At 40.9% G+C, this 26,539-nt stretch carries 25 protein-coding genes and 1 pseudogene; 11 read left to right on the top strand and 15 right to left on the bottom strand.

The window, feature by feature from the left end:
• Positions 1 to 77: 77 nt before the first annotated feature.
• From CLI64_RS13990 to CLI64_RS13970, 6 genes and pseudogenes are all read right to left on the bottom strand, one after another.
• Positions 78 to 1,805: an ABC transporter ATP-binding protein gene (locus tag CLI64_RS13990; protein ID WP_103140722.1), complete on the bottom strand. Its 1,728-nt coding sequence runs from the start codon at positions 1,803 to 1,805 to the stop codon at positions 78 to 80.
• A gap of 226 nt (positions 1,806 to 2,031) precedes the next feature.
• Entirely contained in the window at positions 2,032 to 3,663 is a 1,632-nt protein-coding gene (locus tag CLI64_RS13985) for a RimK family alpha-L-glutamate ligase (RefSeq protein WP_103137790.1), read from the bottom strand.
• The gene (locus CLI64_RS13980) at positions 3,660 to 4,448 is read right to left on the bottom strand and encodes a hypothetical protein (protein WP_103137789.1); all 789 of its coding nucleotides are present in this window, start codon (positions 4,446 to 4,448) and stop codon (positions 3,660 to 3,662) included. Before CLI64_RS13980 ends, CLI64_RS13985 begins: the two co-directional genes overlap by 4 nt.
• A 116-nt stretch (positions 4,449 to 4,564) precedes the next feature.
• A complete protein-coding gene (locus tag CLI64_RS13975; protein ID WP_157943273.1) occupies positions 4,565 to 4,981 on the bottom strand; it encodes a hypothetical protein in 417 nt (138 codons plus the stop codon).
• Positions 4,982 to 5,134: 153 nt separating this feature from the next.
• Positions 5,135 to 5,383, bottom strand: a pseudogene (locus CLI64_RS32180) (zinc ribbon domain-containing protein); the annotation flags it as partial.
• A 6-nt stretch (positions 5,384 to 5,389) separates the two neighbouring features.
• Positions 5,390 to 6,451 carry an RNA-guided endonuclease InsQ/TnpB family protein gene (locus tag CLI64_RS13970; RefSeq protein ID WP_374703966.1) on the bottom strand — a complete coding sequence of 354 codons (1,062 nt, stop codon included), beginning with the start codon at positions 6,449 to 6,451 and terminating at the stop codon, positions 5,390 to 5,392.
• Positions 6,452 to 6,522: 71 nt separating this feature from the next.
• Between CLI64_RS13970 and CLI64_RS31235 the strand changes: the two genes are divergently transcribed.
• Positions 6,523 to 6,678: a hypothetical protein gene (locus CLI64_RS31235; protein WP_192881716.1), complete on the top strand. Its 156-nt coding sequence runs from the start codon at positions 6,523 to 6,525 to the stop codon at positions 6,676 to 6,678.
• Positions 6,679 to 6,802: 124 nt separating this feature from the next.
• Positions 6,803 to 7,597: a hypothetical protein gene (locus tag CLI64_RS13965; RefSeq protein WP_308418390.1), complete on the top strand. Its 795-nt coding sequence runs from the start codon at positions 6,803 to 6,805 to the stop codon at positions 7,595 to 7,597.
• A 235-nt stretch (positions 7,598 to 7,832) separates the two neighbouring features.
• Here the strand turns inward: CLI64_RS13965 and CLI64_RS13955 are convergent, their stop codons facing one another.
• Positions 7,833 to 8,909, bottom strand: coding sequence for a PIN/TRAM domain-containing protein (locus tag CLI64_RS13955; protein ID WP_103137787.1), 1,077 nt, complete (start codon positions 8,907 to 8,909; stop codon positions 7,833 to 7,835).
• A 247-nt stretch (positions 8,910 to 9,156) separates the two neighbouring features.
• On the opposite strand from CLI64_RS13955, the gene hemW reads away from it, so the two are divergent.
• Positions 9,157 to 10,359, top strand: coding sequence for a radical SAM family heme chaperone HemW (gene hemW / locus CLI64_RS13950; protein WP_103137786.1), 1,203 nt, complete (start codon positions 9,157 to 9,159; stop codon positions 10,357 to 10,359).
• A gap of 177 nt (positions 10,360 to 10,536) precedes the next feature.
• Here hemW and dprA read toward each other — a convergent pair whose 3' ends face one another.
• The gene (gene dprA, locus CLI64_RS13945; protein ID WP_103140719.1) at positions 10,537 to 11,661 is read right to left on the bottom strand and encodes a DNA-processing protein DprA; all 1,125 of its coding nucleotides are present in this window, start codon (positions 11,659 to 11,661) and stop codon (positions 10,537 to 10,539) included.
• Between the two features lie 270 nt (positions 11,662 to 11,931).
• On the opposite strand from dprA, the gene CLI64_RS13940 reads away from it, so the two are divergent.
• Positions 11,932 to 12,297 carry a zinc ribbon domain-containing protein gene (locus CLI64_RS13940; protein ID WP_103137785.1) on the top strand — a complete coding sequence of 122 codons (366 nt, stop codon included), beginning with the start codon at positions 11,932 to 11,934 and terminating at the stop codon, positions 12,295 to 12,297.
• 16 nt (positions 12,298 to 12,313) lie between these two features.
• Here the strand turns inward: CLI64_RS13940 and CLI64_RS13935 are convergent, their stop codons facing one another.
• The 4 genes from CLI64_RS13935 to CLI64_RS13920 form a co-directional block, all read right to left on the bottom strand.
• Positions 12,314 to 13,609, bottom strand: coding sequence for a recombinase family protein (locus CLI64_RS13935; RefSeq protein WP_103140718.1), 1,296 nt, complete (start codon positions 13,607 to 13,609; stop codon positions 12,314 to 12,316).
• 106 nt (positions 13,610 to 13,715) lie between these two features.
• Entirely contained in the window at positions 13,716 to 14,075 is a 360-nt protein-coding gene (locus tag CLI64_RS13930; RefSeq protein ID WP_103137784.1) for a VOC family protein, read from the bottom strand.
• Between the two features lie 132 nt (positions 14,076 to 14,207).
• Complete coding sequence (locus CLI64_RS13925; RefSeq protein WP_103137783.1) at positions 14,208 to 15,791, bottom strand: B12-binding domain-containing radical SAM protein; 1,584 nt, start codon at positions 15,789 to 15,791, stop codon at positions 14,208 to 14,210.
• Between the two features lie 404 nt (positions 15,792 to 16,195).
• Positions 16,196 to 16,588, bottom strand: a complete 393-nt coding sequence (locus tag CLI64_RS13920) for a Fur family transcriptional regulator (protein ID WP_103137782.1) — start codon at positions 16,586 to 16,588, stop codon at positions 16,196 to 16,198.
• A gap of 534 nt (positions 16,589 to 17,122) precedes the next feature.
• On the opposite strand from CLI64_RS13920, the gene purS reads away from it, so the two are divergent.
• The 3 genes from purS to CLI64_RS13905 all read left to right on the top strand — a co-directional run bounded on the left by purS (position 17,123) and on the right by CLI64_RS13905 (position 20,320).
• Positions 17,123 to 17,401 carry a phosphoribosylformylglycinamidine synthase subunit PurS gene (gene purS / locus CLI64_RS13915; RefSeq protein ID WP_103137781.1) on the top strand — a complete coding sequence of 93 codons (279 nt, stop codon included), beginning with the start codon at positions 17,123 to 17,125 and terminating at the stop codon, positions 17,399 to 17,401.
• A gap of 124 nt (positions 17,402 to 17,525) precedes the next feature.
• On the top strand, positions 17,526 to 18,200 hold the full coding sequence (purQ, locus tag CLI64_RS13910) for a phosphoribosylformylglycinamidine synthase subunit PurQ (protein ID WP_103137780.1): 675 nt from the start codon (positions 17,526 to 17,528) through the stop codon (positions 18,198 to 18,200).
• Between the two features lie 179 nt (positions 18,201 to 18,379).
• Positions 18,380 to 20,320, top strand: coding sequence for a type I restriction enzyme HsdR N-terminal domain-containing protein (locus tag CLI64_RS13905; RefSeq protein WP_225977588.1), 1,941 nt, complete (start codon positions 18,380 to 18,382; stop codon positions 20,318 to 20,320).
• A gap of 28 nt (positions 20,321 to 20,348) precedes the next feature.
• On the opposite strand, the gene CLI64_RS13900 is transcribed toward CLI64_RS13905, so the two are convergent.
• The gene (locus CLI64_RS13900; RefSeq protein ID WP_103137778.1) at positions 20,349 to 21,335 is read right to left on the bottom strand and encodes a DUF6263 family protein; all 987 of its coding nucleotides are present in this window, start codon (positions 21,333 to 21,335) and stop codon (positions 20,349 to 20,351) included.
• A gap of 49 nt (positions 21,336 to 21,384) precedes the next feature.
• Positions 21,385 to 22,047, bottom strand: coding sequence for a metalloregulator ArsR/SmtB family transcription factor (locus CLI64_RS13895; RefSeq protein ID WP_103137777.1), 663 nt, complete (start codon positions 22,045 to 22,047; stop codon positions 21,385 to 21,387).
• 86 nt (positions 22,048 to 22,133) lie between these two features.
• Here CLI64_RS13895 and CLI64_RS13890 point away from each other — a divergent pair, with 86 nt between their 5' ends.
• Positions 22,134 to 22,847 carry an SDR family oxidoreductase gene (locus CLI64_RS13890; RefSeq protein ID WP_103140717.1) on the top strand — a complete coding sequence of 238 codons (714 nt, stop codon included), beginning with the start codon at positions 22,134 to 22,136 and terminating at the stop codon, positions 22,845 to 22,847.
• A 1-nt stretch (position 22,848) separates the two neighbouring features.
• Here CLI64_RS13890 and CLI64_RS13885 read toward each other — a convergent pair whose 3' ends face one another.
• Positions 22,849 to 23,766: a LysR family transcriptional regulator gene (locus CLI64_RS13885; protein ID WP_103137776.1), complete on the bottom strand. Its 918-nt coding sequence runs from the start codon at positions 23,764 to 23,766 to the stop codon at positions 22,849 to 22,851.
• An 85-nt stretch (positions 23,767 to 23,851) separates the two neighbouring features.
• Between CLI64_RS13885 and CLI64_RS13880 the strand changes: the two genes are divergently transcribed.
• The 3 genes from CLI64_RS13880 to CLI64_RS13870 all read left to right on the top strand — a co-directional run bounded on the left by CLI64_RS13880 (position 23,852) and on the right by CLI64_RS13870 (position 26,472).
• Positions 23,852 to 24,598 (top strand): SDR family oxidoreductase, encoded by a 747-nt coding sequence (locus CLI64_RS13880; RefSeq protein ID WP_103137775.1) that lies wholly within the window; start codon positions 23,852 to 23,854, stop codon positions 24,596 to 24,598.
• Positions 24,599 to 24,604: 6 nt separating this feature from the next.
• Complete coding sequence (locus CLI64_RS13875) at positions 24,605 to 25,522, top strand: SMP-30/gluconolactonase/LRE family protein (protein WP_103137774.1); 918 nt, start codon at positions 24,605 to 24,607, stop codon at positions 25,520 to 25,522.
• Positions 25,523 to 25,917: 395 nt separating this feature from the next.
• Positions 25,918 to 26,472 (top strand): antibiotic biosynthesis monooxygenase, encoded by a 555-nt coding sequence (locus tag CLI64_RS13870; RefSeq protein WP_103137773.1) that lies wholly within the window; start codon positions 25,918 to 25,920, stop codon positions 26,470 to 26,472.
• Positions 26,473 to 26,539: the final 67 nt, after the last annotated feature.

The raw sequence follows: 26,539 nt of genomic DNA, 5'->3' as shown, positions 1-26,539 counted from the left end.
GAAATCTTTCCCCCCTCTCTCCCCACACTCCCCACACTTCCCCATCTTCCCAGTCCCCAATCCCCAGTCCCCAGTCCCTACTGACTAAACTGCTGTGTATAAAACTTAGCATAGCGACGCTCAAGGGCTAATAGTTCTTCGTGTGTGCCTGATTCTACGATTTGCCCACGTTCTAAAACTAGGATGCGATCGCATTTTCTCACTGTACTTAAACGGTGAGCAATAATAAATACTGTACGCTGCTGCATGAGTCTTTCTAAGGCTTCTTGTACTAAGGCTTCAGACTCCGAATCTAAAGCAGATGTCGCTTCATCTAAAATCAAAATCTTTGGGTTCAATAATACAGCACGAGCTATGGCAATTCTTTGTCTTTGTCCACCAGATAAATTAACACCCCTCTCACCTACCCAGGTTTCATAACCTTCTGGTAGTTGGGTAATAAATTGATGGGCGTTAGCAATTTTCGCTGCGGCTTTTACCGCATCTAAATCATAAATATCTTGCCCAAAGGCGATATTTTGGGTTACAGTCCCCGAAAACATGATGGTTTCTTGGGGAACTATGCCAATTTGTCGGCGTAAACTCTCTAAGGAAACATCTCGAATGTCTGTACCATCAATCAGAATTTCGCCTGTTGTGGGGTCATAAAAACGCGGTAGGAGATTAACGAAGGTGGTTTTACCTGCACCAGACGCACCCACAAGGGCGATCGCTTCCCCTGGCATCGCGAATAAACTAATATCTCTTAAAACGGGTTCTCCTGGTTTATAGGCGAAAGTAATATGGCGGTATTCCACCTTCCCTTGGACTGGTGGTAAATTTATTGCCTTGGGTTTTTCTGTCACCGTTGGCTGTATCGCCATCAATTCAAAAATTCGGTCTACAGAAGCTTCACCTTGCTTAAATTCGTTGTAGTTGTTGGTAACATGACCGATGGGATCAATTAATAAACCGGCTGCGGCTAGGTAACTAAAAAACTCTGCTACTGTTAAATTCCGTTGTTGAATTTGCCACGTTCCCACCAAAATTAAGGATAAGGCACTCAAGGCTTCTAAAAACCCGATAATCGGTATCTGCACAGCCTTTAAGCGTTCGGCTGAGTATTTAGCTTGAAAACTGCGTTCTGCTTCCCGACTAAATCTAGTAATTTCATATTTCTCCGCCGCAAACGCCCTTACTAGGCGAATTCCACTAAAAACCTCCGTGAGAATCGCAGATAAATCAGAGACACGATTTTGGCTTTTCAGGGAATATTTACGTAAGCGTTCCCCAAACCAACCAATTAAAATCCCCATCAATGGTGCAATGATGACTGTAGCTAAGGTGAGTTGCCAATTCAAGTAAATCATATAGATAGGAATGGCAATCAACTGCAACACACAGGGTAAAAAATCGTGAAACAGTTTATTAACAACTTCCCCGATGCGGTCAATATCTTCGGTGAGGCGGTAAGATAAATCACCAGCTTTGGCAGTTTCAAAGTAACTTAAATCTAATGTTTGTAAATGGGCGTATGTCTGCTTGCGGAGATGAAAAGCCACTCTTAAGGCGGCTTTTGACATATAAATGTCTTGTACAGATTGAAAAACACCCCTAACTAAGAACACTAAACCTAGTATGGCTGCTAATTGAGCGATCGCTATCACATTACCTTGACCAAAAGGATCGGCTAACTTGCCTGCAAAATTAATTAACGTCAAAGTTGCCAGCACATATCCTACAATGCCGACTAATCCCTTAATAATATTCTGCCACTGTGGTCTAATATAAGGTAGCAGTTGCCAGTAATTAGAGCGAGTTTTCAAGCTGTCACGTCCAAACAATATTGTTCTTTGTTAGACGCTACCAGCTTTTGGGTAGTTTCTCCAAACAAAAGCTGTGATACTAATTAGTCAGGGAATTCCAGGGAATAAATTACCCAATTCATTTAATGAGATTTTTCTTTACTCCCCCTGCTCCCTGCCCCCCTGCCTGCAAGCGATTGGTTATTTTTTTAATTGGAAGTCCCCTAAATTGGAAGTTCCTAATTGATTACCAATAGAGTAGCCATTGTCCATTGTCATATATGCCATGACCTTGTAGAGTAATGCGCTCATCACCAGGATCAACTTGAGCGATCGCAGCAATTTGATGCAGTGAATGTCCACCATGTATTACAATCTTACCTATATTGTAAGGATGAACAGTTTTATTTCTAAAACGTTTCATCACTTCCACATCACCTAAATAATTAGGGTCACGACCATTAATATATTCGTCATAAGTTAAATCCCAAACATTCAAACCCCCACCTAAATGCGGTAGTTTGATGGGCAGAGTAAAAGAAATAGTGCGTTGAAAATCTATATTTTCTTTATCTTGCCAATGAAGATTTTGATATTGTAAATCAAAATGTACGGATGCTGTTGATTTGGTAAAAATTGCGGGTGTTTCCCAAATATGAAATCCTGGGAGAGCAAAATCAGGATGATAATTAACTGGTGCTTGTAGTTGTGTCTCTAGAGATTGTTTAACTAATTCATAAAGCCAACTAAAATGTTTTTGTAACAGTAGATTATATTGTTTGGCTCTATTGTAATAATCACCTGCAAAGTCAGGTAGGTTGAGAAAATCTAAATAGGATGCTGTTCCCAATGTGAAAAAGCTAGCGGGTTCTTGTCCTCTAGTAATCCAATGTGCTTTTAAGCTTTGAATAGTCTCATAAATTTCACTGCATTGAATTTCTGCCAATATTTCATCTGTAATCAGAGTGTCATTTGGAAATTGCTTAACAGTATTTTGTTGAGTTAGTAATGCTAAAAGTGATTCAGTAATTTTGCCATCGGCTCTAATATCATAACCATCGTAACCCGGCATGGGATTAGCTTCTAAACACCAGTATTGCTCATCTTCTGTCACCTTAAAATCCCAACCAGCAAACTGTAAACCAAAAGCAGCCGTAGCTTGAATAATTTGTTTATTTAAAGCATCTGGTAATTCCCAAGGAGAATATTGAGCTTCTTGATAAGAACGGCGATAATCTATCTGGGGACAATTAATAATTTCCGCGTGAACCTGATCCCCAACGACATGAGCGCGGACATCTGCACCAGCAACATATCTTTGCAGATGTACTGGCCCTTGGGATGGATGAAAATCAAAAAACTCTTCTGGTGTCACTAGGCGACTATCAGCACGAATACCCGACGCAGGTTTTACAATAGTTTTACCAAAACTCGCAAAAGCCGCTAACAGTTCGGGATCAGAACTAGTCAAACTAGGAGGAACATTAAAACCCCAAGACTGCAAAGAATATTCATGTAATGGTTTAGAAGAATTATCAGTACGGCCACCAGGACGGTTAATCACAACACCAGGGATATGTTCTAGCCACACACAAAGCGCAGCTAATAAACTCCGCCAACGCATCGCCATCGCCATGTCTGACTGCACACTAGAAAGGTCGATAATTCGGCAGTAATAAGCACCATTGGGGTCTAGAGGCAATTTCTTATCCCCTACACTCACCCAACTCATACCATCATCAGGAAGCGTTAACCGCCAGTCTCCAGAAAGAATCACTTCGCGGAGATTAATGGCTCGTACCTCAATTCCACGCTGATGAGTTTGACGGATGAAATGGCGAAAAGTGCGGTCTGAGTCAATACCAATGGCGTAAATCATGGGAATAAAACCTCTAAAAGTGCAGGAGCAAAAACAGGCCAAACAAATTGAATTTGTTCCATTAAGGGGAAAGAATCAATACGCGCAATAGTTGCAGTTTCTAAATTTTCGGAAATGCTCCAAGTAATAGCAGCAAACGTTAAATCTAAATTTCTAATTAAGTTAATACTTTGTTGTTCAAGTGCTAAATGTTCTAGGGGAACGTTAGTAGAACGCCAAGCTTGATCTTCCAAAACCACTACAATTTCATAACCAGGGTCAATATCTGCCCAGCGTCCCCGATAAGGCCCTGCTCCTTGGGGAATATTGGGGTAAGCTGTGGTGTTATAGGTAACTAAATCTTGAACGTACCATTGTTTGTTAACTTGGGGTGTGTGCGGCGGTAAAATTTGCGAAGAAAATATTTCAATATCGTTTTCTGGATAGCCTGCACGTACAGCCGTTAATACAGAAGAATAAGAAGTTTTGCCCCAAATACTATGGGGTGTGGGACGATTAATTACAGGTGATTTATTGAGTGTGGCAGCAGCCCATAAAGTGGAGAGACATTCACCATAAATAAATGAATCATCGAAACTGCTTCTAATAGTAGAAGGTGGTTGAATTCTCAGTAAAATTGGGATATCAGGAGTAACAAAAACCTGCCCATCTTCCATACCGATAGAAAACAACCGCGCCGCATCACAGACATCGAAAATATCAGCAGTGTAACCAGCTTGCTGCACTAAATCGAGAACTTCCGTAGAAAAGCGATCGCTGCGATCGCCTACAATGATTAAATCCATAGTCTTGAATTATTCATGAGATGGGCATGGGGTATGGGGCATTGGGTATGGGGCATTGGTAACTGGGTAGAATTTTCCCTTACACCCCTACACCCTTACACCCCTACACCCCTAATTCAGAAAATCGGGTTGCTGCCTTTAAGTAAGGACTTAGAACGAATATTCTGTAATTGAGCAGGCAGAAGTAATCTATCTGCTGGTAAAATCACTGGGTCTCTAGAATTTAAATGACTACCACAGGGATTATCACAGGCTTCTTTGTTATCAGAACCTTTATCAGAGGCATCTTTACCTTTATCGGATGCTTCCTTACCTGTACCACCATCGTTACTAAACACGGGCGATTTATGCAAATCTAATAAAGTATCGCGGCGGAAAGTATCTTGAATAAAAGGCTGTTTTTGTCGGACTTGCACTTGGCCTGGTTCAGCTTGTTGGGCTTTGGCTCCAGCTATTGTAGACAACATCATAGTAGGAACCGTAAGACTCAGCATTAACAAAAACCGAGCCGACAGCATAGTTTTGATATTCATAAATTTGAAAACCTCATTGGTTGACAAAGTTTTTAACCAGCTTGTTTTGTGTGATTTTTCAAGCTGTTAATGTCCAATAGGTTTGGCTATGCTGTTTTATGCAGGGGTCATACCAATTCAAAAGTCTAAAGGATGTTTTTGACACTCCCCTGGCTAAAGCCGAGGGGATTCTACCTTCACCCTAGCTACTTGCTCAACCAGGGTTTCCCCAAGTAGAGTAGAGGTTGCTAGTCCAGTAGCGTTACTTTGGGACTGCCCATCCCTAGCGATGCCGCGATTCAGAATATTTTTTGCAGCATTCACATCTCTTTGTAGCTCACATCCACAACTACATTTATGGGTACGAGTTGAAAGAGATTTTTTGACTATTGCACCACAATCACTACATTTTTGAGATGTCATACCAATTCACAATTCGCAATTCGCAATTCGCAATTCGCAATTAAAAAACTTAGATGTAGCAAGGATTTTAGGGTTTACATCTGTATCAGATTTTTCGTGAAATGGTATCATTCTAGGATTGACAGCAACAAGTTTTGTCTGAAACTTGATTGCAAAATATTCTAACCAACGACGGAACAAGCCCCAGCTAACATCATTAATTGATTTAGCAAGACAGTGATTTTTCACCATGTTCTTCACCCTTAAATCTTCGTAGACGACTAAGGCGTTAACCTTGCATACGTTACGAGCTATTCTCTTAGCGTGTTCACTCCGTTGTCTACTTACTTTTAAGTGCTTCCGAGCATATTTCTGCCTAGCTTTTCGTCGTTTGTTTTTACCTTTCTCCTTTTTGTAAATCTGACGTTGAGCGTGTTTAATTGATGTTTCTGCTTTCCTTAAGAACCTGGGATTGGGTTCATGATATCCATCGGAATCAGAGTAGAAATATTCCAAACCAACATCTAAACCAATCTCACCATCAGCAATTCTGGATTCACTCAATGGTTCAGTTTTAATTGCAAACTGACAATAGTACCCATCTGCTTTTCTGACTAACCGAACCCGCTTAATTGACTTAACTGGGTAAGTGTGAATATCCCACTTACCGAGTAACTTAACTTCACCTATGCCTTTTTTATCAGTGAAGGTAATACGTCGTTTAGTGGGATGTAGTGACCATCCAGAAGTCTTATATTCAACAGAACGATTGTCTCTCTGAAAACGCGGATATCCTTTCTTGCCTTGAACTTTAGATTTGCAATTACCGTAAAATCTATCAATAGCTGACCATGCTCTTTCGGTTGCAGATTGACAAGCCATTGAGTTAAGTTCTTCTACAAATTTAAACTCTTTGCGTAGTGCTGTTGAGTAGTTATTAAGAGCGACTTTATTCATGAGCGCTTCTTTTGGTGCATCCATCCAGTAACGAATAGCTTTATTTCTAATGAACTGCGTAGTTCTAATAGCTTCGTCTATAGATTGATACTGCGACTTTGTACCTTTGATTTTGTACTCTAACACCAGCACTACTTAATCACCCCCTTTAATTGCTTCGTCTTTAGTTATGATATCATGAACAGGTAGCCAATGGGGGACAAATGCAGACGAAAAGATTAAACGTGAGGCTAACTGACCGCAGGTATCATAAACTAACGTTATTAGCTGCTCAGTTAGATAAAACTATCAGTAGTCTTGTTGATGAGTGGATAGATTCTTTGCCAGAACCTAAAAAACCAAACGTCACTGAAGGCTAAAGCCTTTTAAGTTGTTTTCATCCCCGGTCTGAAGCACGTAATACGCAACTACGTTGCTGTTACTCCGGGGTTTTCAACCTACCCTTTATAAAATAAATCTTAAGTAGGGGAGACAAAAAGCGGCGTGGATGTTCCTCCCGCTTTATTGCCGTTGTGTTACGGCTATGCAAGAATTTGGGAACTTAAGAGGGTGAGAACTAGCCGTAACGCAACATCTTTATCGGTGTGTTATGCCAATTCTCCAAAATTAAGCAACAGAAGCCAACTTGAAACTCAGATGGTATCTGAATTAAAAATTATGAGTCGCCCACGCATCATTCAACCAGGACAAAGCTATACTTTTAGTAAATATTTTGACTTACCATTTTCTCCAGAAGATATACTGGCGGAACTGGGTTGTACTTATGAGCGTGAACGCTTGCAATTACCTTCTTCAGAAGCTGTAGATAATAAAACTCACCAATTGCAGCAAATAATTGAACGTAATCTGCGACGAGTCAAGTTACTCAGCGAAGATGCACGCAAGCAAGCAATAATTGCCCCTATTCTACTAGAAGTGTGTGAAATAGCTCAAACACAGTTGAATATTGAGTATGCAATTAATGTTAGTGATCAACTAAAAGGGAACTTAGATTACTACATTGATAAAGGTAACGGTTTGTTAGTGATTGAAGCAAAACAAGCAGATTTAAGCAGGGGATTTACACAATTAGCAGTAGAATTAATAGCCCTTGACCAATGGATTAACTCAGATAAATCTCTTCTTTATGGAGCAGTAACCACTGGTGAAGATTGGCGGTTTACTACATATCATCGTCAAGAAAAACATATAACTGAAGATTTGAAGTTATATCGAGTCCCTGAAGAATTACCAGAGTTAATAGAAATTTTGGTTGGCATATTGAGCAATAGTCAATAGTCAATAGTCAATGGTCAATAGTCGTTACTCATTGCTCATTACTTCTGCTTCTTCGCTTTCCAAGTTCCACCGTAAACATAAAATGGGTTATTTTCGCTGACATCCGTCCAACACTGAGGACAGACGAAAACCCAATCTCCACCTAATTCAAATTTCACTCTATACAAAATCGGTGCAGGTTGAGTATTCCTACACCGATTGCATAATTTAACTCTATTTCTACCAGACATTGCCCTCACGCTATTGCTGACGCTTGGGGTTTGGCAAAAATCATCCGTCCGGCTGTGGTTTGTAGTGCGCTGGTAACTACTACCCGCACTTCACCACCTACATAATTTCTACCTTCCTCAACAACAACCATTGTGCCGTCGTCTAAGTAACCAATTCCTTGGCTGGGTTCTTTTCCTTCTTTGAGAATTTTCAAATCAAGGTTATCCCCTGGTAAATATGTAGGGCGAACTGCGTTCACGAGGTCGTTAACGTTCAATACAGGTACTTTCTGCACACTGGCTACTTTTGATAAGTTGTAGTCGTTGGTGAGGAGTGTACCGTTGATTTCTTGGGCGAAACGCACTAATTTGGCATCTACCGTAGGAATATCGTCATAATCAGATTGATTGATAATAATTCGATCTGGATATGCTTCCTTAATACGGTTTAAAATTTCTAGTCCGCGTCTTCCCCGCACCCGTTTTTGGTCTTTACTCGCGTCAGCAACTTGCTGCAACTCCTGTAAGACAAACTGAGGAACGATGATTTGTCCTTCTAGAAATCCGGTTTCTAGTAGTGTTTCAATCCGACCATCGATAATACAACTCGTGTCTAAAACTTTGGTGCTGGCGGGTTTGAGTGTCCCTTCCACTACCATTGTTTCCACGGTGTTAGGATTAATAAATCGTAATAAACCCCGTCCGTGAGTATCGGCTAAATTCATGCCGGTGACGGAGAGGATAATACTACCAACCACTGCCACCAGTGGTTTAATAAAACTAAAGTCTGCCGGAATCGGTAATAAAAATAATGGGGCTAGCATTAAGTTTGCTAACAATAACCCAATCACTAAACCAATGGCACGCGTTAGAATTACTTCCAGAGGCATTTCTCGGACTTGGGCTTCGAGACGACGGTAGGTCGTTTGAAAACTCAACCCGATAGCACCGCCAATGATAGCGGCGAACACTGCAACAGTAAGGCGTAAGGCTTCGAGATTCGTAACGCGATCTAAAGTCCCGTTGGGGAGTAGATCAGTGCTGTAGAACCCGATGCCTGCTGCTGCCAAGATGAATGAGAGAATGATAATGGCATCAAGCATGGTTATGATGTATTCCTGCGACTGTTTTACCCAATCAAGTCAAATAAAGTGATTTACTCATTGAGAGTAAGCAGTATTTAATTAGATTAGGATGTAATGCAGGGAATGTCTGCAAATATTATAACTAAAGACCTTTCTCTTAATATTTTTCATAGTTTTGTCAAAAAAAAATAAAAAGTTGTAAAGAAACTACTTATTTTCATTATTTCTAATTTTCTGGAAGTTAAGTTAATTTTTCTGCACAAAAATGCCACAAATCAGTGAATCTTGCATTGTGAGTTCTGCTTATATACATATTCCGTTTTGCAGGCGGCGGTGCTTTTATTGTGATTTTCCGGTGTTTGTGGTAGGCGATCGCTTGCGGGGAGAAAATTCTAGTGGTATCTCTCGATACGTTGACATACTGTGTCAAGAAATCGCTACAGCACCAGTGTTGAGTCAACCACTAACAACCATTTTCTTTGGTGGTGGGACTCCTTCGCTGCTGTCTACAGAACAGTTAGCACAAATCTTAAAGATATTAGAAAAGCAGTTTGGTATTGCTGCTAATGCGGAAATTTCGATGGAGGTAGACCCAGGAACATTTGATTTAGCGCATATTACAGGCTACCGTGATGTGGGTGTAAATCGGGTAAGTTTGGGTGTACAAGCATTGCAAGCAGAATTACTCAAAGTCGCTGGGCGATCGCACTCGGTAGAAGATATTTTTGCGGCTGTAGAATTAATTTACCAAGTTCAGATTCCCGAATTTAGCATAGACTTGATTTCCGGCTTGCCGCATCAGTCTTTAGACCAATGGCAAGATTCTCTCACCAAAGCAGTAGGAATCGCACCGACTCATATATCAATATATGATCTCACCATTGAACCTGGAACGCCCTTTGGTCGTTACTATCAACCAGGAGATAAACCCCTACCCACAGATGAAACTACCGTCAAAATGTATCAGCTAGCGCAGCAAATCTTAACATCTGCGGGTTATGAACATTATGAAATCTCCAACTATGCACAAAGAGGACATCAATGTCAACATAATCGGGTGTATTGGGAAAATCGACCCTATTATGGCTTTGGGATGGGTGCGGCGAGTTATATAGAAGGGAAACGCTTCACTCGTCCTCGGACTACTAAAGAATATTATCAATGGGTAGAAACAGGATGTGCAATTGATTGTGAAGTTACACCACCCCAAGAAATATTATTAGAAACTTTAATGTTAGGTTTACGTTTAGCTGAAGGAGTGAGTTTAAAGACAATCACCCAAAAATTTGGTCAACAGCCCATAGAAGTGATTCACCAATGTCTTAAACCCCATATTGAACAAGGTTTAGTAGAAATATCTAAAGAAAGACTGCGTTTATCTGATCCCCAAGGATTTTTATTTTCTAATGTTGTACTAGCAGATTTATTTAAGCAGTTAGAAAACCTAGCAGTAGAGGAAATTGAGTAATGAGTAATGAGTAAGTAGAACGACTTGAAAAAACCAAACTATGTGAAGTCATGTAAAAAAATTGGAATCTAGTTCGTAGTAAGGACTTCAGTCCTTATTAGAGGACTAAAGTCCTCATTACAAACCTTGAATTATCTACACCGTTCTACTTAATGAGTAATGAGTGCTGACTATTGACTATTGACTATTGACTTGATACCTCATTCCTGGTAATTGTGAAATTAAACCCATTAATTCTAACTGCAATAAAGCACTAGAAACTGCGCTGGTATTCATTCCTGTTTTATGCACAAGTGAATCAAAAGAAATACTATCTAACGCAAAAGCATTCATAACAGTTTGTAGTTCTGGTGTGAGAATTGGCAGATTTAATTGTGCTGGTGCTGGGGTGGTTTCTAGAGGGTCAATTTTGGGGATTGCGCCCAACATTTTGAGTAATTCATCTAACTCTTTGAGAATTAACGAAGCACCCTGACTGATTAATTTTAAACAACCTTGAGATGGGTAATCATCTACTCTTCCGGGAAGCGCATAGACATCTCTACCAAAATCATTGGCGTAGGTGGCTGTAATTAGCGCACCGGATTTTAAGGGTGCTTCTATAACTAAAATGGCGCGACTTAAACCTGCAATAATGCGATTACGCCGGGGAAAATGAGTGCGATCTGGTGGAGTTTTGGCAGGGTATTCACTGACAACTAAGCCAGCAGTTAAAATCTGTTTGTATAAATCGCGGTTTGTGTGAGGATAGACGACATCAACACCAGTTCCAACCACAGCTATGGTTCTTCCACCTGCTTTGATAGCTGCACTGTGACTTTCTGTGTCAATTCCTTCCGCCATTCCAGACACAACTGTAAAACCGTTTTTCGCCAAGGCTGTGCTAATTTGACGAGTCCAGCGAATGCCATAATCTGAAGGTTTTCTGGTTCCTACAATTCCTACTAGGGGTGTTTGTCCGAGATTTTCCGATAATTCCACCACACCCCGATAGTACAAAATTGCCGGTGGGCTGGGGGTTTCTCGTAGTAATTGGGGATATTCAGCGTCAGAGGGTGTCCAAAAATGAGGATTTTCTTGTTGGTGCTGAATTAATAGTTGTTGAGGATGGAGACGCGATCGCTGTTCCACAACTTTTGTTAAAGTTTGAGTACCAAACCCTTCCACTTCTGCCAATTGAGCTTTAGTAGCGTGCCAAGCTGTAGCCAATGTGCCAAAATGCTGCTGTAGTCGCTGCATTAATACTGGCCCAATTCCAGACATTTGCGCCCACGCTAACCAATACGCGCGTTCTTCCGACACTTCCATATCCTCGCACCCAGTAAGTTAATTGTTCCCAAAATAGGGGGTGAAGAATAGGGGTGTGGGGGTGTAGGGGTGTAGGGGTTTAGGGGTTTAGGGGTTTAGGGGTTTAGGGGTTTAGGGGTTTAGGAGAGACAAGGGGGATAAGGAAGATATTTTACTCCAATTCCCCATTCCCCATGCCCCATTCCCAATGCCCAATGCCCCATGCCCAATGCCCCATGCCCGACTCAGTTAAAATCGGAATGTTTATTGATATGAGCTTAAATCGTGGCTACTATATCTTGTCCCAAATGTCAGCAACTTGTTGATAGTCAGGCTATAACTTGTCCCTATTGTCGTACTACACTCAAAGCCTATGGTCATCCTGGGGTGACTTTACACCGTGCTAAGAAAAATGAATATCTGTGTGATAGTTGTACTTATCATGATGATGATACCTGTAACTTTCCACAACGTCCCTATGCTCAAGACTGTACTTTGTATGAAAATATTGCTGAAAGACAAGCCCTGTTAGAACAACAGAATAAACCTATTAGTTTGCAGACGACTATTAGTAATTGGATACAACGTTATCAGGCTATATTAATATTACTGGTTTTGCTATTTATCTGTTTATTAATTGCGATGCGTTAAATCAGAGAAAATCATCTTAAAAAATGAAAATAACTTGTAATTCCCAATCAGAGTCTTGACGCACAATTTCAATTTGTTTGATAAATTCACGGAAGTAAAATCGGCGTTCTGCTTCTGATAAATCTAACCAAAATTGCGGAATTGACACCGCTTGAGCAACGGATAATAAATTAACTGGTGGGAGAGTAGCTAACTGGGCTTGGAGTTGAGATATTTCGGTGCGGAGTTTATAAGCCCTTAATTTACCTGTTTCTGCATCTAAGACACCAGTTTCTACTAAATTGGGTAACTGTTCGAGGATGGATTGCTGACGAGCGATCGCTTCTTTTAAACTACTTTTAATTACATCCAATTGTGGCGAATTCAACCCCGCTACGGCTGGAACTAAATCACAGCAAACTTTTTCAATGGTACGTTCTAAAATCTCTTGGTAAGCAATAGCCCGACATTTGGGACGCTGGGGACAATTAATCGGGCGTAAATAGAGATATTCTTTATCTTGATGGCGTTGGGTGACACGGGTTATTGTCATCGATGATTGACACTGTTGACAGACAACTAACCCAGCCAAAGAACGGGGCGCACTCGCAGCACGAGGTGATAAACGGCTATTACGGCGTAAAATTCGGTCAATTTGGGCGGCTTCTTCTCTGGAAATGATAGAAACGTGGGTATCCGAGATAATTTCCCCATTTTGGTAGGCAGTATCGCCCCGATAAACCGGATTAGTCAACCACCGCTTACCCGTAGTCACAGAAATTTTTTTACCATACTTTTTTCCCAGGTGACGCACCGCGCCCCGAAGAGAACCGTAGAGTAAAAAATGGTCAAAGAAATCCTTAACTACTGGTGATGTACTGCGGTCTAGAGTATATTTTCCCTTACCTCGACGATAACCGTAGGGAGGTTTACCAGGAGGTGGGGCAGCTTCTAGACGGTTGCGCGCGTGTCCTTGACGGATGCGTCGGCTGCGTTGCTGACGTTGAATTTCATAGAGTAACTTAAGTAAATCTGCCCGTAAATGAGAATTTTCCGAGTTATAAGCTTGTTCTATAGCGATAACAGTCACACCACAAGATGTGAGATGATTGAGGCGATCGCTCACTTCCTGAACATTATCCCCCAACTCTTCCAAGCGACGCACCAGCAAACAATCCCCAGATGTAGTTTCGCAGTCCTTGAGTAATTGTTGCAACTGCGATCGCCCCCCCAAATCCCCATACACCACATCCACCTCCCGCCCCCAATCAATTGACACCGGAGTAGTTTCTAATAAAGGATCAGTGTAAATGTAGGCGATGGTTTTGGGCATTGGGCATAGAAGAGGAATTGGTGCAGGGTGCAGGGGGCAAGGGGGAGAAAAATTTCCCCATTTCTCCCTGCCCCCTGCCCCCTTGCCTCTTGTTTCTTCAGTCCCCTCACCCTTGGCTAATTTCAATGACATTCCCATCGGGATCTTTAACAAAGATAGCAGCGCGACCGGAGGCACTGGCTTGGATGGGATAATTTTGATTGAGTAATTCTTGTTTGGCTGCTTCCAAGTCTGCAACAGAGAACGCAACATGGGGGTTACGTCCCCATTTTTCGTTGGGCTTTTCCGTGGGTACATCCGGCGCAACTATCAGGTGGATTTGATAGTCACCCACTTGATACCACGCACCAGGATATTTTAGAGTACGGTTGATTTTCGATAAACCTAGAACCTGTCCGTAAAAATTTTCCGCCTGTTCTAAGTCGGTTACAAGAATGGCTGTGTGGAGACTTTGGGTAATCTGCATCGGTATGGGGAATGGGGAATGGGGACTGGGGACTGGGGATTGGGAACTGGAAGGGAGACAAGGAAGGCAAATTTTACTCCAATGCCCTATGCCCCATTCCCAATGCCCTATTCCCAATGCCCCATTCCCAATTTAAACCATAGCTTCTGCTTTCTCTTCTACGGGTACATAGGGTTTTTCTGCACCTTGGGCTAAATACTCTGATAGTTGTTTTTCGATTTGGTCGCGCACGATTTGACGATATTCTAGAAAATGTTCGTTGTGGGCGCAAGCAGAAATGTAGTGTTCGGCAACTCCTGGGTTATTTTTGAGGATGCTAAATAAATGATGCCAGAATTTCCAGCGAGTTTCTCGTTTAATGCCTTGTCGCCAAATGACGATGAGTAAGGCTTTGACTACTACCCACTCTGGCATTTTGAATGGGGTTTTGTAACGGGGCGCGCCTAACATCATAAAACAACGATAGGTGCGGTCTAAATATTTTACTGGGTCATATAAAGCACAAAACGCTTCAATATATTCTCTGGCAATATCCTCTAAGGGACGGGTGGGAATAAAGTTCATCAACGTGGTTTGGTTGATGTTACTTTCTTGATTTTCCCGTAATCGGCCTTCTTTTTTCAGGCGATGCCACAATGCTGTGTTGGGTAGTGCTTGTAACATGGCGAAGGTAGTAGAGGGAATCCCGGCTTGTTCGGCAAATCTGACGATGCGATCGCCTGCACCAGCTTTTTCGCCGTCAAACCCAATAATAAACCCAGCCATCGGACGCAATCCGGCTTTAATAATAGTTTGCACTGCGTCAGTTAAGGAATTCCGAGTGTTTTGGAATTTCTTGGTGAGTTGCAAGCTATCTTCATCTGGGGTTTCAATTCCTAAGAAGACGGCGGAGAAACCAGACTCTACCATTAAATCTAGTAGTTCTTGGTCTTGTGCTAAATCTACGGAAGCCTCAGTATCAAATTTGAATGGGTATTGATGTTCTTGCATCCAGACTTTCAACTCTTTCAGCAACAATTTAACGTTGCGTTTGTTACCGATAAAGTTATCGTCTACCATAAACACGCCACGCCGCCAACCTAGTTCATAGAGGTAATCTAACTCGGCTAATAGTTGGGATGGGGTTTTGGTGCGGGGTTTGCGTCCATACAGCACAATAATGTCGCAGAATTCACACTGGAAGGGACAACCGCGAGAAAACTGCACAGACATCATGTCATAAGCATCAAATTCTAGTAAGTCAAAGCGGGGTATGGGTGTGGTGGTTACGTCGGGTTTCTCGGCGGTGCGGAATGTTCCCCTGGTTTCGCCCCGTTGAATTGCTTCTACAAACATGGGTAAGGTGATTTCCCCTTCATCTAAGATGAGGAAGTCTGCACCCACATTCTGCACTTCATGGGGTGTAGATGTGGGATAAGGGCCTCCCACCGCTACCAACTTACCGCGCTGTTTGGCTTCTTGAATTTGCTCTAATAAGTCTTGTTTTTGAACAATCATCGCGGAGAAAATCACGATATCCGCCCAAGCCCATTCTTCCTCGGTAGCTGGGCGAATGTTGCGATCCACCAGCTTAAATTCCCATTCTTGAGGTAAGATCGCCGCTACTGTGACTAAACCTAGTGGTGGTAATAGCACTTTGCGATCGACTAAAGCTAGGATTTTCTCATATGACCAAAAGGTCTTGGGAAATATTGGATATACCAGTAGAACACGCATCTCGTATCAATCCTCACGCTTTGGTTGTGATCCCAATGTAACGAAAATAATTACTTATTGACTTTTTACTAAATTGGCTTTAGTTTACCGCTTATGGTTTTAAGTATGCAATTGTTTCGGTGGGGACTGGGGATTGGGGACTAGGGACTGGGGACTAGGAAGAGAGAAGACTTTTGAGTATGGCTGTGAATTATTTTAGTTATCAATCAATTTCATCAATCATTTCTCAAATTAACTATAGCAGTTCTATCTGACGAGAATTTGAGGTTTTAAGATCCCGAATTTTTGGAGATGTCGAGGATCTAGTTTCTCACGAATGATTAAGGATTACTATATAAAAGGCACGATTTATCGCGCCTTTAAAATTAAATTCGGAATTGACTTTTTACTGATTTCACTATTAACTATTGACCATGATTCATCTGACATTTAGTACATAACCCGAAAAACTCTAGAGTGTGGTAGAAAATTTTAAACTTATGGGTTACTTGTAGCTGATCTTCTAAATCATGTACAGGGCATTGATGGATAGGAATCGACGCACCACATTGCAAGCAAGTTAAGTGGTGTTTGTCTTGTTGTACTAAACTATACAAAGCTTCCCCATTAGCTAAAGTCCGTACTTGCACCAGTCCTTCAAGTTTTAAGGCTTCTAGAGAGCGATAAACTGTAGCCAAACCCATACTCTGATTACGATTGCGTAGTTCCACATAAATATCTTGGGCGGAAATCCCTTGTTTCATGCTTTGCAGTAGGGTTAAAATTTTTTCTTGGCTGCGGGTGCGTATGGCTCTCATAGACTTTTTGGAATATTAGGAAGCTTGTTGACTGGTCAATTAATAAATCAACTTTAACGGCTTTATCGAAAAATTGGGTTGAAAATCCCGTCGTTGTAGGACAGCTTTTGGTAGAATGTGAGATGTGGAAGGGTAAATAACCACTTAAAAAACCCTATTGCTACTTAACACGTAGACGCTGCACCTTGACAACTGAATCTAGGGGGTTCTACTTCGTAGTTCTAGTATCACCTGGAAGTAGGTAAAAGATTCGCAGGTACTAGACGAACAGCATTAAAATTCAAACAAATATTGCAGACTATGCAACTATGGTCGGGCAGACCAAAAGTTAAAGCTTGGGGAGAGAACCACCTCTGGCTTAGATACCGCAAGGAGTCTAAGTTAAGTGGACTCGTTGAACCAAGAATCCACTGCCTTTTTAAGTAAGTGAGCAAAAGCGAAACTTGCTTTAGGCAGGGGAGTGTCAAAATCTTATTCTTACCTAGTTGGAACAGAAAGTTATAGTATAGCGATCGCAGCATTCAGCAAAAGCCCGTGCAAACCAAGTATCTAGCCAAAATTTTTGTCACTCTTCGTCCTTCAGTCTTAGATCCGGCTGGCGTAGCTGTCCAATCTGGTCTCCAGCAAATGGGATACGATCACGTAGAAAACGTCAGGATTGGGAAGTATATTGAATTAACAATTACTTCCACCGAGGAAAGCAAGGCGCGTCAAGACATGGATCGCATCTGTGATCAAATGTTAGCAAATCCTGTCATTGAAAATTATCGTTTTGAACTCATTGAAGTAGAAACGCAAACGGGAGTTTTTTAGGGAATTGGGGATTGGGGACTGGGGATTGGGGACAAGAGAGACAAGGGAGACAAGGGAGACAAGGGAGATGAGAAAAACTGTTCCTTGTTCCCTAATGACTAATGACTAATGACTAATGACTAATATGAAATTTGGTGTTGTAGTTTTTCCTGGTTCTAATTGCGATCGCGATGTTGCTTATGTCACTAGAGACTTGCTAGGACAGCCAACGCGCATGGTTTGGCATCAAGATACGGATATTGATGATTTGGATGCTATTGTGATCCCTGGAGGGTTTAGCTACGGGGATTATTTACGCTGTGGTGCTATCGCTCGATTTTCACCTGTAATGCAGCAAGTAGTCGCCCATGCCCAAAAGGGTAAGTTAGTCTTGGGAATTTGTAATGGTTTTCAGGTGTTGACTGAAGCTGGACTTTTACCAGGAATACTTACCAGAAATCGAGATTTGCATTTTATTTGCGATCGCGTCCCTTTGACAGTGGAAAATCAAAGTAGCCCTTGGATGCAGTCTTACACTAGAGGGGAAATGATTACTTTACCCATTGCCCACGGTGAAGGACGATTTTACGCTGATCAAAGAACTTTAGCGGAGATTGAAGGGAACGGACAGGTAGTTTTACGTTATGCAGGCGAAAACCCCAACGGTTCGCTAAATAATATTGCTGGCATTAGCAACCGTCAGGGTAATGTTGTTGGGATGATGCCACACCCAGAAAGGGCATCTGACCCTATGCTGGGTGGTGATGATGGGTTGAGATTGTTTCAAGGTTTACTAGAAAAGGTAGCCGCTTTGACGTAATTCTTGACTCTAATACGCATGATATTTTGTTTAATTATGATAAAGGCACAGTGAAACTGTGCTTTTTTATTGAATAATTCTGAGTGGAAATTATTTTTATTTTTTTGCTGAGGAAAGTTAACTCAAAGCGACATAGTAAAGTGAGTCTGTATAGTTAATTTTATTAGAGCCTGATTTCCTTGGATGATCAAATGTTACCTGCTGATGCGGAAAAGAGATTTATAACATGGATACAATCTTTTGATTACCGGATTTTACGCAACCAAGAGGATGTAGAAACTGAGTTTATTACACCGATGTTTCAGCATCTTGGTTATTTAGATAAATTATGTGCTAGAAAGTCAAGTTTAAATTATGACCAAAATATCAAGCGCAGTAATCAATTAGAAAATCTGCAAATATACTTTTCCACCGATGATGTCATGCAACAAAATGCTGACACATCGTTATTGATTGTGATTGCTTTGTCGCCTAATTCTAACAATTTTACGGAGGCGATCGCCCAAGCAAAGTTTTATAGCATTTATTTAAAGCCTTTGTTTTTTATTATTACGAATGGTCATCAAATAAAAGTTTTTAAATATCTACAATATCATCGAGAAGAGTGTGTTATTGATAAAAATATTTATTCTTTAAAAGTTAATAGTGCAGCTTCAGAGTTTTACCAAGAATATAATTATTCCTATATTAGCAGCCTTGATAAAAATCAAATTAACACTTTAAGATATAGCCAATATAACTTAATTGAAAAAACTTTAAGACGCAATAATTTACAAGAAGTTATAGCGCAAACTGATTTTATACCTGCTGTTTTTCAAGAAGGCGATCGCCTGATTGTTGTTAAACCCAAAGTTGTTATAGAATGCGATTTACCCAAAGCCTTTAAAGATGGTGAATGTCTCATTAAATTTAGCGGTGTCATCCTCAGAGGTTGCCAAATTAAACTCAACCACCGAGATATTTTAGGTCAATTAATGACCGGACTGAATACTCGTCCTGAATGGGGTTGTCGGAAATTTATCAAACAAATCGATGAAAATGCTTTTGAAGTAACTTTAGGTCAAACGACAATTATCTTATCTGATTTAGAAACAGCAGATTTATGTTTATGTATTGATGTAGTTTGCCAAGAATACAAACAATCCATCATCGAATGCGAAAACCTCTTAGAAACCTGGGACTTTGAATTTATTGAATTTTTAGGTAGTCGTGGTGTACATCTATTTTCTGTAGATGCTAAATTATGGCAGTTAATGCACGACTTTGCCAATGAGTTTAATTATATCCAAGGTAAAACAGAATGGCATCTATTTCAGCAAGAAGCAATTTCTATTCGCGTGAGTCGAGGAATCCGTGATCATGCCTTCATTTTACCTAAACCTGTAAATCATTTATCTTTGTTACCGAGTGGCATAATTAATATAATTTATGAAATTAATGATATTCATCTCCAGTCTTTAGCAACTAGTGAAATCAATGCTTGGAAACAAGATATTGGCCCGCGAGGAACTTGGACTGCTACATATACAAAGCAATGGTTATTAGATAAATTTATTCCTAAAGTTATTGATTACTATGCACGAAAAAATAATTTATCAGCATTGGAATTAAAGAAAAATATTGCTGATTATATTAGTCAACGCACCCCTATTTTAGAAGTGCATGAAATTAGAGAGCTATTACCTTATCTAAGAGATATACAATTTTGGTTAAATAGTTACGTAGGAAATATTCCTACTGTATTTTTAAAAGACTATTACCACACACTAACCAATTTATTCAGGAATACTGACTCATCAATAGAAGGAATGGATTATTTACTGCGTAATTTAACTTTAATGGAAGCTGGTAATACTAGAGATAAAATGAAGAGTAATTTTAACCAATGGAACTTTAAAGATATTCTCTATTATCTAGATGCTCAAGTCGGTAGAATTAATAACTATCAATATGAATCGAGCTTTACAGCAGATTTAATGACTAGAACTTTTATCTGGATTATAGAACACGGCAAAATTAGTTTCTATCAATCCCAGTTAAATGTTGCTAAAGAGGCTTTATTACCACTTTGGGAACAAAGCCGTTTTGAAATGCGTTATGTAAATCCTCACCGAATTTAATTTTTAACTATCAACAAATCTTGGGTAATCACTTTGACTCAAGATTCATGTCTATAGATATTTTTTGATTGATTGCCGTTTCTGCTACACGACCTACTTGTTTTTGACTTATCTGCATATCAGTAAGTAACGACATCCTTGAGGTAACTGGCATTAGTTTGTTGAGTGCTACTGTCATTTCTCCCTGACCTTTACCTTGATAAGATTTGAGATTTAACGTCACCCCTGCGGGTAATCCTGGTGTGGTCAGATTTTGAGATGGTGGTGCTATTTGTTCTACAGCAATATTAAAATTAGCAATTCCTTTTTCCAGATTGATTAACTTATACGTCGTGATTTGTTGGAAATTCATCCCCCCTGCATTTATATTCGAGGTAACTCGCCAATGAGATCCTACACCCACTGCTTGCTGAGGAATTTGCAACGAAAGTTGCTCAAGAGAATTCGACATTTGCTGCATTAAAAGCTTGAGATTTGCATCCACTCCCTCTGGTAAAACAAAATTCAATTTTTTGGTTTTTCCTTGAGGATCTACGATAGCTGAACCTTTGAAACCAACTAACTTTTGTAATTGTGACTTGAGATTGTTAAGTGCTGCTGGCGGAATATCGGTATCTCCCACCAAATCGACATCAGAGTAATAAAACTCGTAGTGAATATCTCCATTGGGGTCTATTTGGGTGACTTTTGTCTGTAGCGTAGTCACAATTTCTGGTTGTTTGAAACTGGGTGAAGCTTGGCCTCCTATCGAGATATTCATGTTCATTTTCATCCTCACAATTGCAGTTTCTTGCAAATTGAGTGGAGGTTGAAAACGTAATTTCTGCTTTGTTCCCGTTCCTGAGTTGAGCAGTTCTAACTGTGTTTTTTTAGCAGCAGAGATAGTGTTTGTTTCGTTCTTGATGACTTGCTTTAATTCCGAGAAAGTTTCAGCCTTTACGGATGTTAAAGATGGTGAAAATCCCCATCCGAAAGCTAGAAACATCATTCCACTCACAAAAAAGGTTTTTTTCATATCGCCACAACTGTTATAAAAATAGTGAAATTAGCAATTTGACAATGATTTAAATACATTCTTGACTCGCAACCCGATATACACACCTTCTTGCACCTGCTATGATATGCTCTTCTCTTTCTACTGTGACATCTTCTCCCAGAACAGATTGAAAAATCGTTAACTCTTGCTCACATAATCCTATACAGGCGTTAGCCGCAGCGCAAATGGGACAGTGATTTTCAATTAATAAAAATGTCCCATCGTCTAGGGTTTGACTCTCCGCCATGTATCCTTCATGCGATCGCAATTTTACTAAAGTTGCCAATCTGACTGCTAAGGGATCTTGACTAGATATTTGTGCTTGATAGGTTGCAAGTTGCTGTTTTGTCCTGACTTCCAGTAGCTTATCTAATCCCACCTCACCAAAAGCTTCTGTTACCGCCTGAATTAAACCCAACGTTAACTCTGCATAACCATCAGGAAATAGGCGGTTAGCATCTGGGGTTAGTTGCCATAGTTTAGCAGGTCGCCCCATCTCACGGGGTTCTTCCTCATAGGTAACTAAATGCTCATCTTGTAGCGCGTACAAATGCTGACGCACAGCCATTGCAGAAATCTCCAAACAAGCTGCTAACTCTTGAGAGTCCATTGCACCTCGTTGTTTGAGTAAGTTGACAATAGCGCGGCGTGTGCGGACTGTGGATGATTTTTTGGGTGAGTTTTTTGTCATACTCACAAACTAAAGAAAATTCTTTACAAAGTCAAATGCAGAGGGTTATCATACTTTCTAAAGCTTTTTCTTTAGAAAGTAACCATATGAGTTCAGCAAAGGTGGCGATAATTACAGCTGCGAGCCGAGGGATTGGTGCGGGTTGTGCGAAAGAATTAGCCGCACAGGGTTACAATGTGGCATTAATGGCGCGATCGCCTGGAGTTTTAGATTTAGCCAAAGACTTAGGTGGTATTGCCATTCAAGGCTCAATGACCAATTTGCCAGACTTAGAGCAATTAGTAGAGACAACTTTAACGACATTTGGTCGAATAGATGCCGTAGTTAATAGTTTTGGCGACCCACCCCACCGTGATTTATTATCTATTTCTGATGAAATGTGGTTAGAAAACTTTGAAATGCTGTTTTTGAGTGTAGTTCGTATCGCCAAACTAGTAACACAACCTATGCAACGTTCCGGTGGTGGTGTCATTATCAACATTTCTGCTTGTGATTCTCAAGAACCCAACTTAGGGACACCCTTTAGTGGCACACTCCGCGCCGCAATGGAAGGTTTCACAAAACTATATGCCAAGCGTTACAGAACCGATAAAATCCGCATGATTGCCGTCGCACCTTTTTTTGTCGCCGATTCAATGTCAGAGTTAGAAGGTTGGAATGTCCCGACAGATTTAATGTTTGGTCGTCCTGCTACCTACAGAGAGTTTGCTGAGATAGTGGCTTTTCTGATTTCCGAGAATGCCAAATTTATCACAGGTACAACCTTGAAAGTAGATGAAGCCTATTCTGCGGCTATTTAACTTAAATTTCCTGACAAATACTACAAATTATTTGTCTTAACCAAATACTCGCCTGATCCTGATTCGTCAGTTTACTCCACAACATAGAAATCATCCAAGGTTCTGTTTGTACAGGAAGTCCAAAAATTTCTAACGTATTTTGGTAAGCAAATGGCGTTACCAGTCGCGATGGAATGACAGTTACCAAGTCGCTGGATGAAATCACCGCAGGTAATATGAGCAAATGCGGTGTAGTTAACATCACACGACGCTGAAGATCATATTTTGCTAGCACCTTGTCGATTTCACCAATGTCGTCTCGTCGGAGGGTAAAAAGAGCTTGAGGAACACTAGCGAAAATTTCCGGTGTGATACTTCCTTGGCTAATTACAGGGTGTCCAAGGCGACAAATACCAACAAAATGTTCTTGAAATAATGGCATTTGTATCGACTGTCTGGGGGGATTTTGAAACAAACCCAGTGCAACATCTATTTCTCGCTGCTCTAACAGATCTCCTACAGAATCTTTTTCAAAACCAATGAGTCGAAAATTAACATTTGGCGCGACTTGACGACACACTTCCAACAGCTTGGGGACAACTACATAGCTGGTGTAATCTGAACTACCAATAGCAAACGTATGTTCAGAAGTTTTGGGGTCAAAACTGCGACTAGATTCTAGTGTTTGGCGGATTTGATGGAGAGCAGCTGAAATCCCTGGTGCAATTTCCAAAGCTTTGGCTGTTGGCTGCATCTCCCTTCCGATACGGATAAATAACTCATCTTGAAAAAGTAGACGTAATCTTCCTAGTGCCGCACTCATCGCTGGTTGTCCTAGATACAGGCGTTGTGCTGCTACCGTCACACTGCGTTCCTCCAACAGTACCTCAAAGGCGACCAGCAAGTTGAGGTCTATGGAGGATAAATCTATTAATCCCATTAATTCAATATATCTTTAAAATCAATTTGCTTAATTTATAACATCTCAGTAGAGTAATTCTAAAAGTATTTCTTAGGTCACAAAAATGACGACTCCAACGAGAATTGCAGTGGTAACAGGCAGTAATCGCGGTTTAGGATATGCTATTGCTCGGAAGTTAGCCCAAAAGGGTATCCGTGTAATTTTGACGAGTCGTAATGAAACAGATGGTGCAACCGCCAAGCAAAAATTAGCTAGTGAAGGGCTGGATGTAGACTATCACGTACTCAATGTTACTGATGACAAAAGTGTGCAAGATTTTACTATATGGCTGCGTGAAACCTATGGTAGTGTAGATATTCTAGTCAACAATGCAGGTGTCAATCCCACCACTCAACCAGAGGAGTCTAGTTTGCTGACTGTACAACTAGCAACGATGCAAGCCACCTTTGAAACTAACGTTTTAGCGGTAGTGAGAATTTGTCAAGCATTAATTCCCTTAATGCAGGTCAACAATTATGGCCGCATCGTCAATGTTTCCACAGAAATGGCTTCTTTAGCCACCATTACCCATGATTATTACCCTCTAGCACCATCTTATCGGCTTTCTAAGATGGGTGTGAATGGTATCACAGCGATTTTAGCTAAAGAACTGCAAGGGACTAATATTCTGGTAAATGCCTATTCTCCTGGTTGGATGAAAACGGATATGGGGGGAGAAAACGCACCATTTACAGCAGAAGAGGGAGCAGAAACAGCTGTTTATTTAGCGACGCTTCCCGATGGCGGATTTCAAGGACAGTTTTTTGCAGAGATGCGGAAGTTCGGTGGCCCATTTACATTACAGTGGTAGGTCAATATGGAAAATGCTGTAGGTTTACCGCCTATTTACGAGGATACGCCGATTGATTTAGTTCCTTACCGAGTCATCACCTCTTTCCCTGCCTATACTTTTTTAGAAAATCTGGCGATCGCTGCCGATGGTACAATCTTTGTCACTAATCACGAAATTGGCCAGATTGTTCGCGTCACCCCAGATGGTAATCAGGAAATTCACGCTACTGTTGCAGGTAAAGTCAGTGGTCTGGCTTTCACTAGCGATGGAGATTTGATTGCTACAGGCTGGAATGCTGATTCTGTACCTGCGGTATTTTTAGTTACCCAAGATGGTACAGTCAAAACCTTGTTGACCTTACCAGATGCCATATTTCTCAACGGCATTACCCCTCTCTCAGACAATAAATATTTGACAGCAGATTCCTATCGGGGTGCAATTTGGCTCATTGATATTGTTCAACCCAGTGCGTCAATTTGGTTAGAACATCCGTTGCTGGCTCGTAGTAATTCCGAAAATCCCATCCCGGCTGCTAATGGTATCAAACGTTTTTGCCGAACAATATATGTTTCTAATACAGAGCAAATGTTGTTATTACGGATTCCCCTTGGTATGGATGACCATCCAAGTGAGCCGGAAATATTTGTAGAGAAGACTAATATTGATGACTTTGCTTTTGACTTAGAAGGCAACCTTTACGGAGCCACCCACATTTATAACAGTGTGGTGCGGATTGGTACTGATGGATTGACAACTATTATTGCTCAAGCCGAGCAAGGTGTAATTGGCAGCACATCTGTGGCCTTTGGTCAAAGCGCAAGTGATAATACCGCAATTTATGTTGTCACCAATGGGGGGATGTTTTTACCTCTACCTTCGGGAGTTTTTCCGGCTAATGTCGTCCGTCTAGAAGTGGGGAAAGTTGGATACCACTTTACTTAAAGTGAGTTTGGTAAATTCAGCAGAACCCCTCTCCAAACCTCTCCCCGACGCGGAGAGAGGCTTTAAAAGTTTAATTTTCCATTATTGGTTAGTTCCTTTTTTACTCCCCTCTCCGTGTCGGAGCGAAAAGTCTGAGCGGAGGAAACCTCCGCTCAGAACTTTTCAAGACAGAGGGGTTGGGGGAGAGGTTAAAAAACACTTGTCGAACGCACGTTTACTTAAACAATAGTTAGTTTAATTATCCTTGAGGACGCAAGCTAGCTGTGTGTCCTTAAATCTCAAGAAACACAAGGGTGTAGGGGAAGAAAAATGTGTTTCTTCTATATTTTGCTAGTGCATAGCCTCGCTAGTTGGAAGCTTATATATTTGTCCTATTCTCATGGGTAGCCGTAGCAATGGAACAAGATGATCAAATTATCACCGTAGTCATTACACAAGTGGTCAAAGCAGGATGTGAAACTGCTTACGAGGCTTGGCTGAAAGATATTACTAGTGTCGCCAGAACCTATCCTGGTCATATGGGTACAAATATCATTCGTCCCCTTCCTGGTATCCGACCTGAATATGTGATTATCTTCCGGTTTGACGGCTATGAGAATATGAAAGCTTGGATAACATCACGCGATCGCGAATATTGGCTAGCTCAAGGTCAATCCTTAGTAGAATCTGAACCCCATGTACAACATATTAGCGGTTTAGAAGCTTGGTTTTCTCTTCCTGGTCAACCACTCAAAACACCGCCACGCTACAAAACAGCTTTGCTGACTTGGGGTTCCGTATTTATTTTGATTAATTTACTGAATATATTTATTACACCTCTGCTGCGAGGTCTACCACCACTCATTATTTCCTTTATTATTACTGTGACTATGGTTTTGCTATTAACCTATGTAGTCATGCCTAGAGTTACCCGTCTATTTCGGTCTTGGTTATATCCTAAACATAGCTAACAGATTTTAGTATTTTTTTTTACTTGCACTTGTTAAATTTCGTTTTCCTGTCGACAATGAAGATTGT

It is taken from the genome of Nostoc sp. CENA543, from assembly GCF_002896875.1.
Taxonomy (GTDB): domain Bacteria; phylum Cyanobacteriota; class Cyanobacteriia; order Cyanobacteriales; family Nostocaceae; genus Trichormus.
The sequence above is the reverse complement of the archived record's forward strand: the minus strand, read 5'-3'. Positions and strand labels throughout refer to the sequence as shown.

What these genes read in the sequence shown, in the direction of transcription:
- CLI64_RS13985 (WP_103137790.1), bottom strand. Translation starts at nt 3,663, where the DNA reads ATGATTTACGCCATTGGTATTGACTCAGACCGCACTTTTCGCCATTTC.
- CLI64_RS13980 (WP_103137789.1), bottom strand. Translation starts at nt 4,448, where the DNA reads ATGGATTTAATCATTGTAGGCGATCGCAGCGATCGCTTTTCTACGGAA.
- CLI64_RS13975 (WP_157943273.1), bottom strand. Translation starts at nt 4,981, where the DNA reads ATGAATATCAAAACTATGCTGTCGGCTCGGTTTTTGTTAATGCTGAGT.
- CLI64_RS31235 (WP_192881716.1), top strand. Translation starts at nt 6,523, where the DNA reads ATGCAGACGAAAAGATTAAACGTGAGGCTAACTGACCGCAGGTATCAT.
- CLI64_RS13955 (WP_103137787.1), bottom strand. Translation starts at nt 8,909, where the DNA reads ATGCTTGATGCCATTATCATTCTCTCATTCATCTTGGCAGCAGCAGGC.
- hemW (WP_103137786.1), top strand. Translation starts at nt 9,157, where the DNA reads ATGCCACAAATCAGTGAATCTTGCATTGTGAGTTCTGCTTATATACAT.
- CLI64_RS13935 (WP_103140718.1), bottom strand. Translation starts at nt 13,609, where the DNA reads ATGCCCAAAACCATCGCCTACATTTACACTGATCCTTTATTAGAAACT.
- CLI64_RS13930 (WP_103137784.1), bottom strand. Translation starts at nt 14,075, where the DNA reads ATGCAGATTACCCAAAGTCTCCACACAGCCATTCTTGTAACCGACTTA.
- CLI64_RS13925 (WP_103137783.1), bottom strand. Translation starts at nt 15,791, where the DNA reads ATGCGTGTTCTACTGGTATATCCAATATTTCCCAAGACCTTTTGGTCA.
- CLI64_RS13920 (WP_103137782.1), bottom strand. Translation starts at nt 16,588, where the DNA reads ATGAGAGCCATACGCACCCGCAGCCAAGAAAAAATTTTAACCCTACTG.
- purQ (WP_103137780.1), top strand. Translation starts at nt 17,526, where the DNA reads ATGAAATTTGGTGTTGTAGTTTTTCCTGGTTCTAATTGCGATCGCGAT.
- CLI64_RS13900 (WP_103137778.1), bottom strand. Translation starts at nt 21,335, where the DNA reads ATGAAAAAAACCTTTTTTGTGAGTGGAATGATGTTTCTAGCTTTCGGA.
- CLI64_RS13895 (WP_103137777.1), bottom strand. Translation starts at nt 22,047, where the DNA reads ATGACAAAAAACTCACCCAAAAAATCATCCACAGTCCGCACACGCCGC.
- CLI64_RS13890 (WP_103140717.1), top strand. Translation starts at nt 22,134, where the DNA reads ATGAGTTCAGCAAAGGTGGCGATAATTACAGCTGCGAGCCGAGGGATT.
- CLI64_RS13885 (WP_103137776.1), bottom strand. Translation starts at nt 23,766, where the DNA reads ATGGGATTAATAGATTTATCCTCCATAGACCTCAACTTGCTGGTCGCC.
- CLI64_RS13880 (WP_103137775.1), top strand. Translation starts at nt 23,852, where the DNA reads ATGACGACTCCAACGAGAATTGCAGTGGTAACAGGCAGTAATCGCGGT.
- CLI64_RS13875 (WP_103137774.1), top strand. Translation starts at nt 24,605, where the DNA reads ATGGAAAATGCTGTAGGTTTACCGCCTATTTACGAGGATACGCCGATT.
- CLI64_RS13870 (WP_103137773.1), top strand. Translation starts at nt 25,918, where the DNA reads ATGGAACAAGATGATCAAATTATCACCGTAGTCATTACACAAGTGGTC.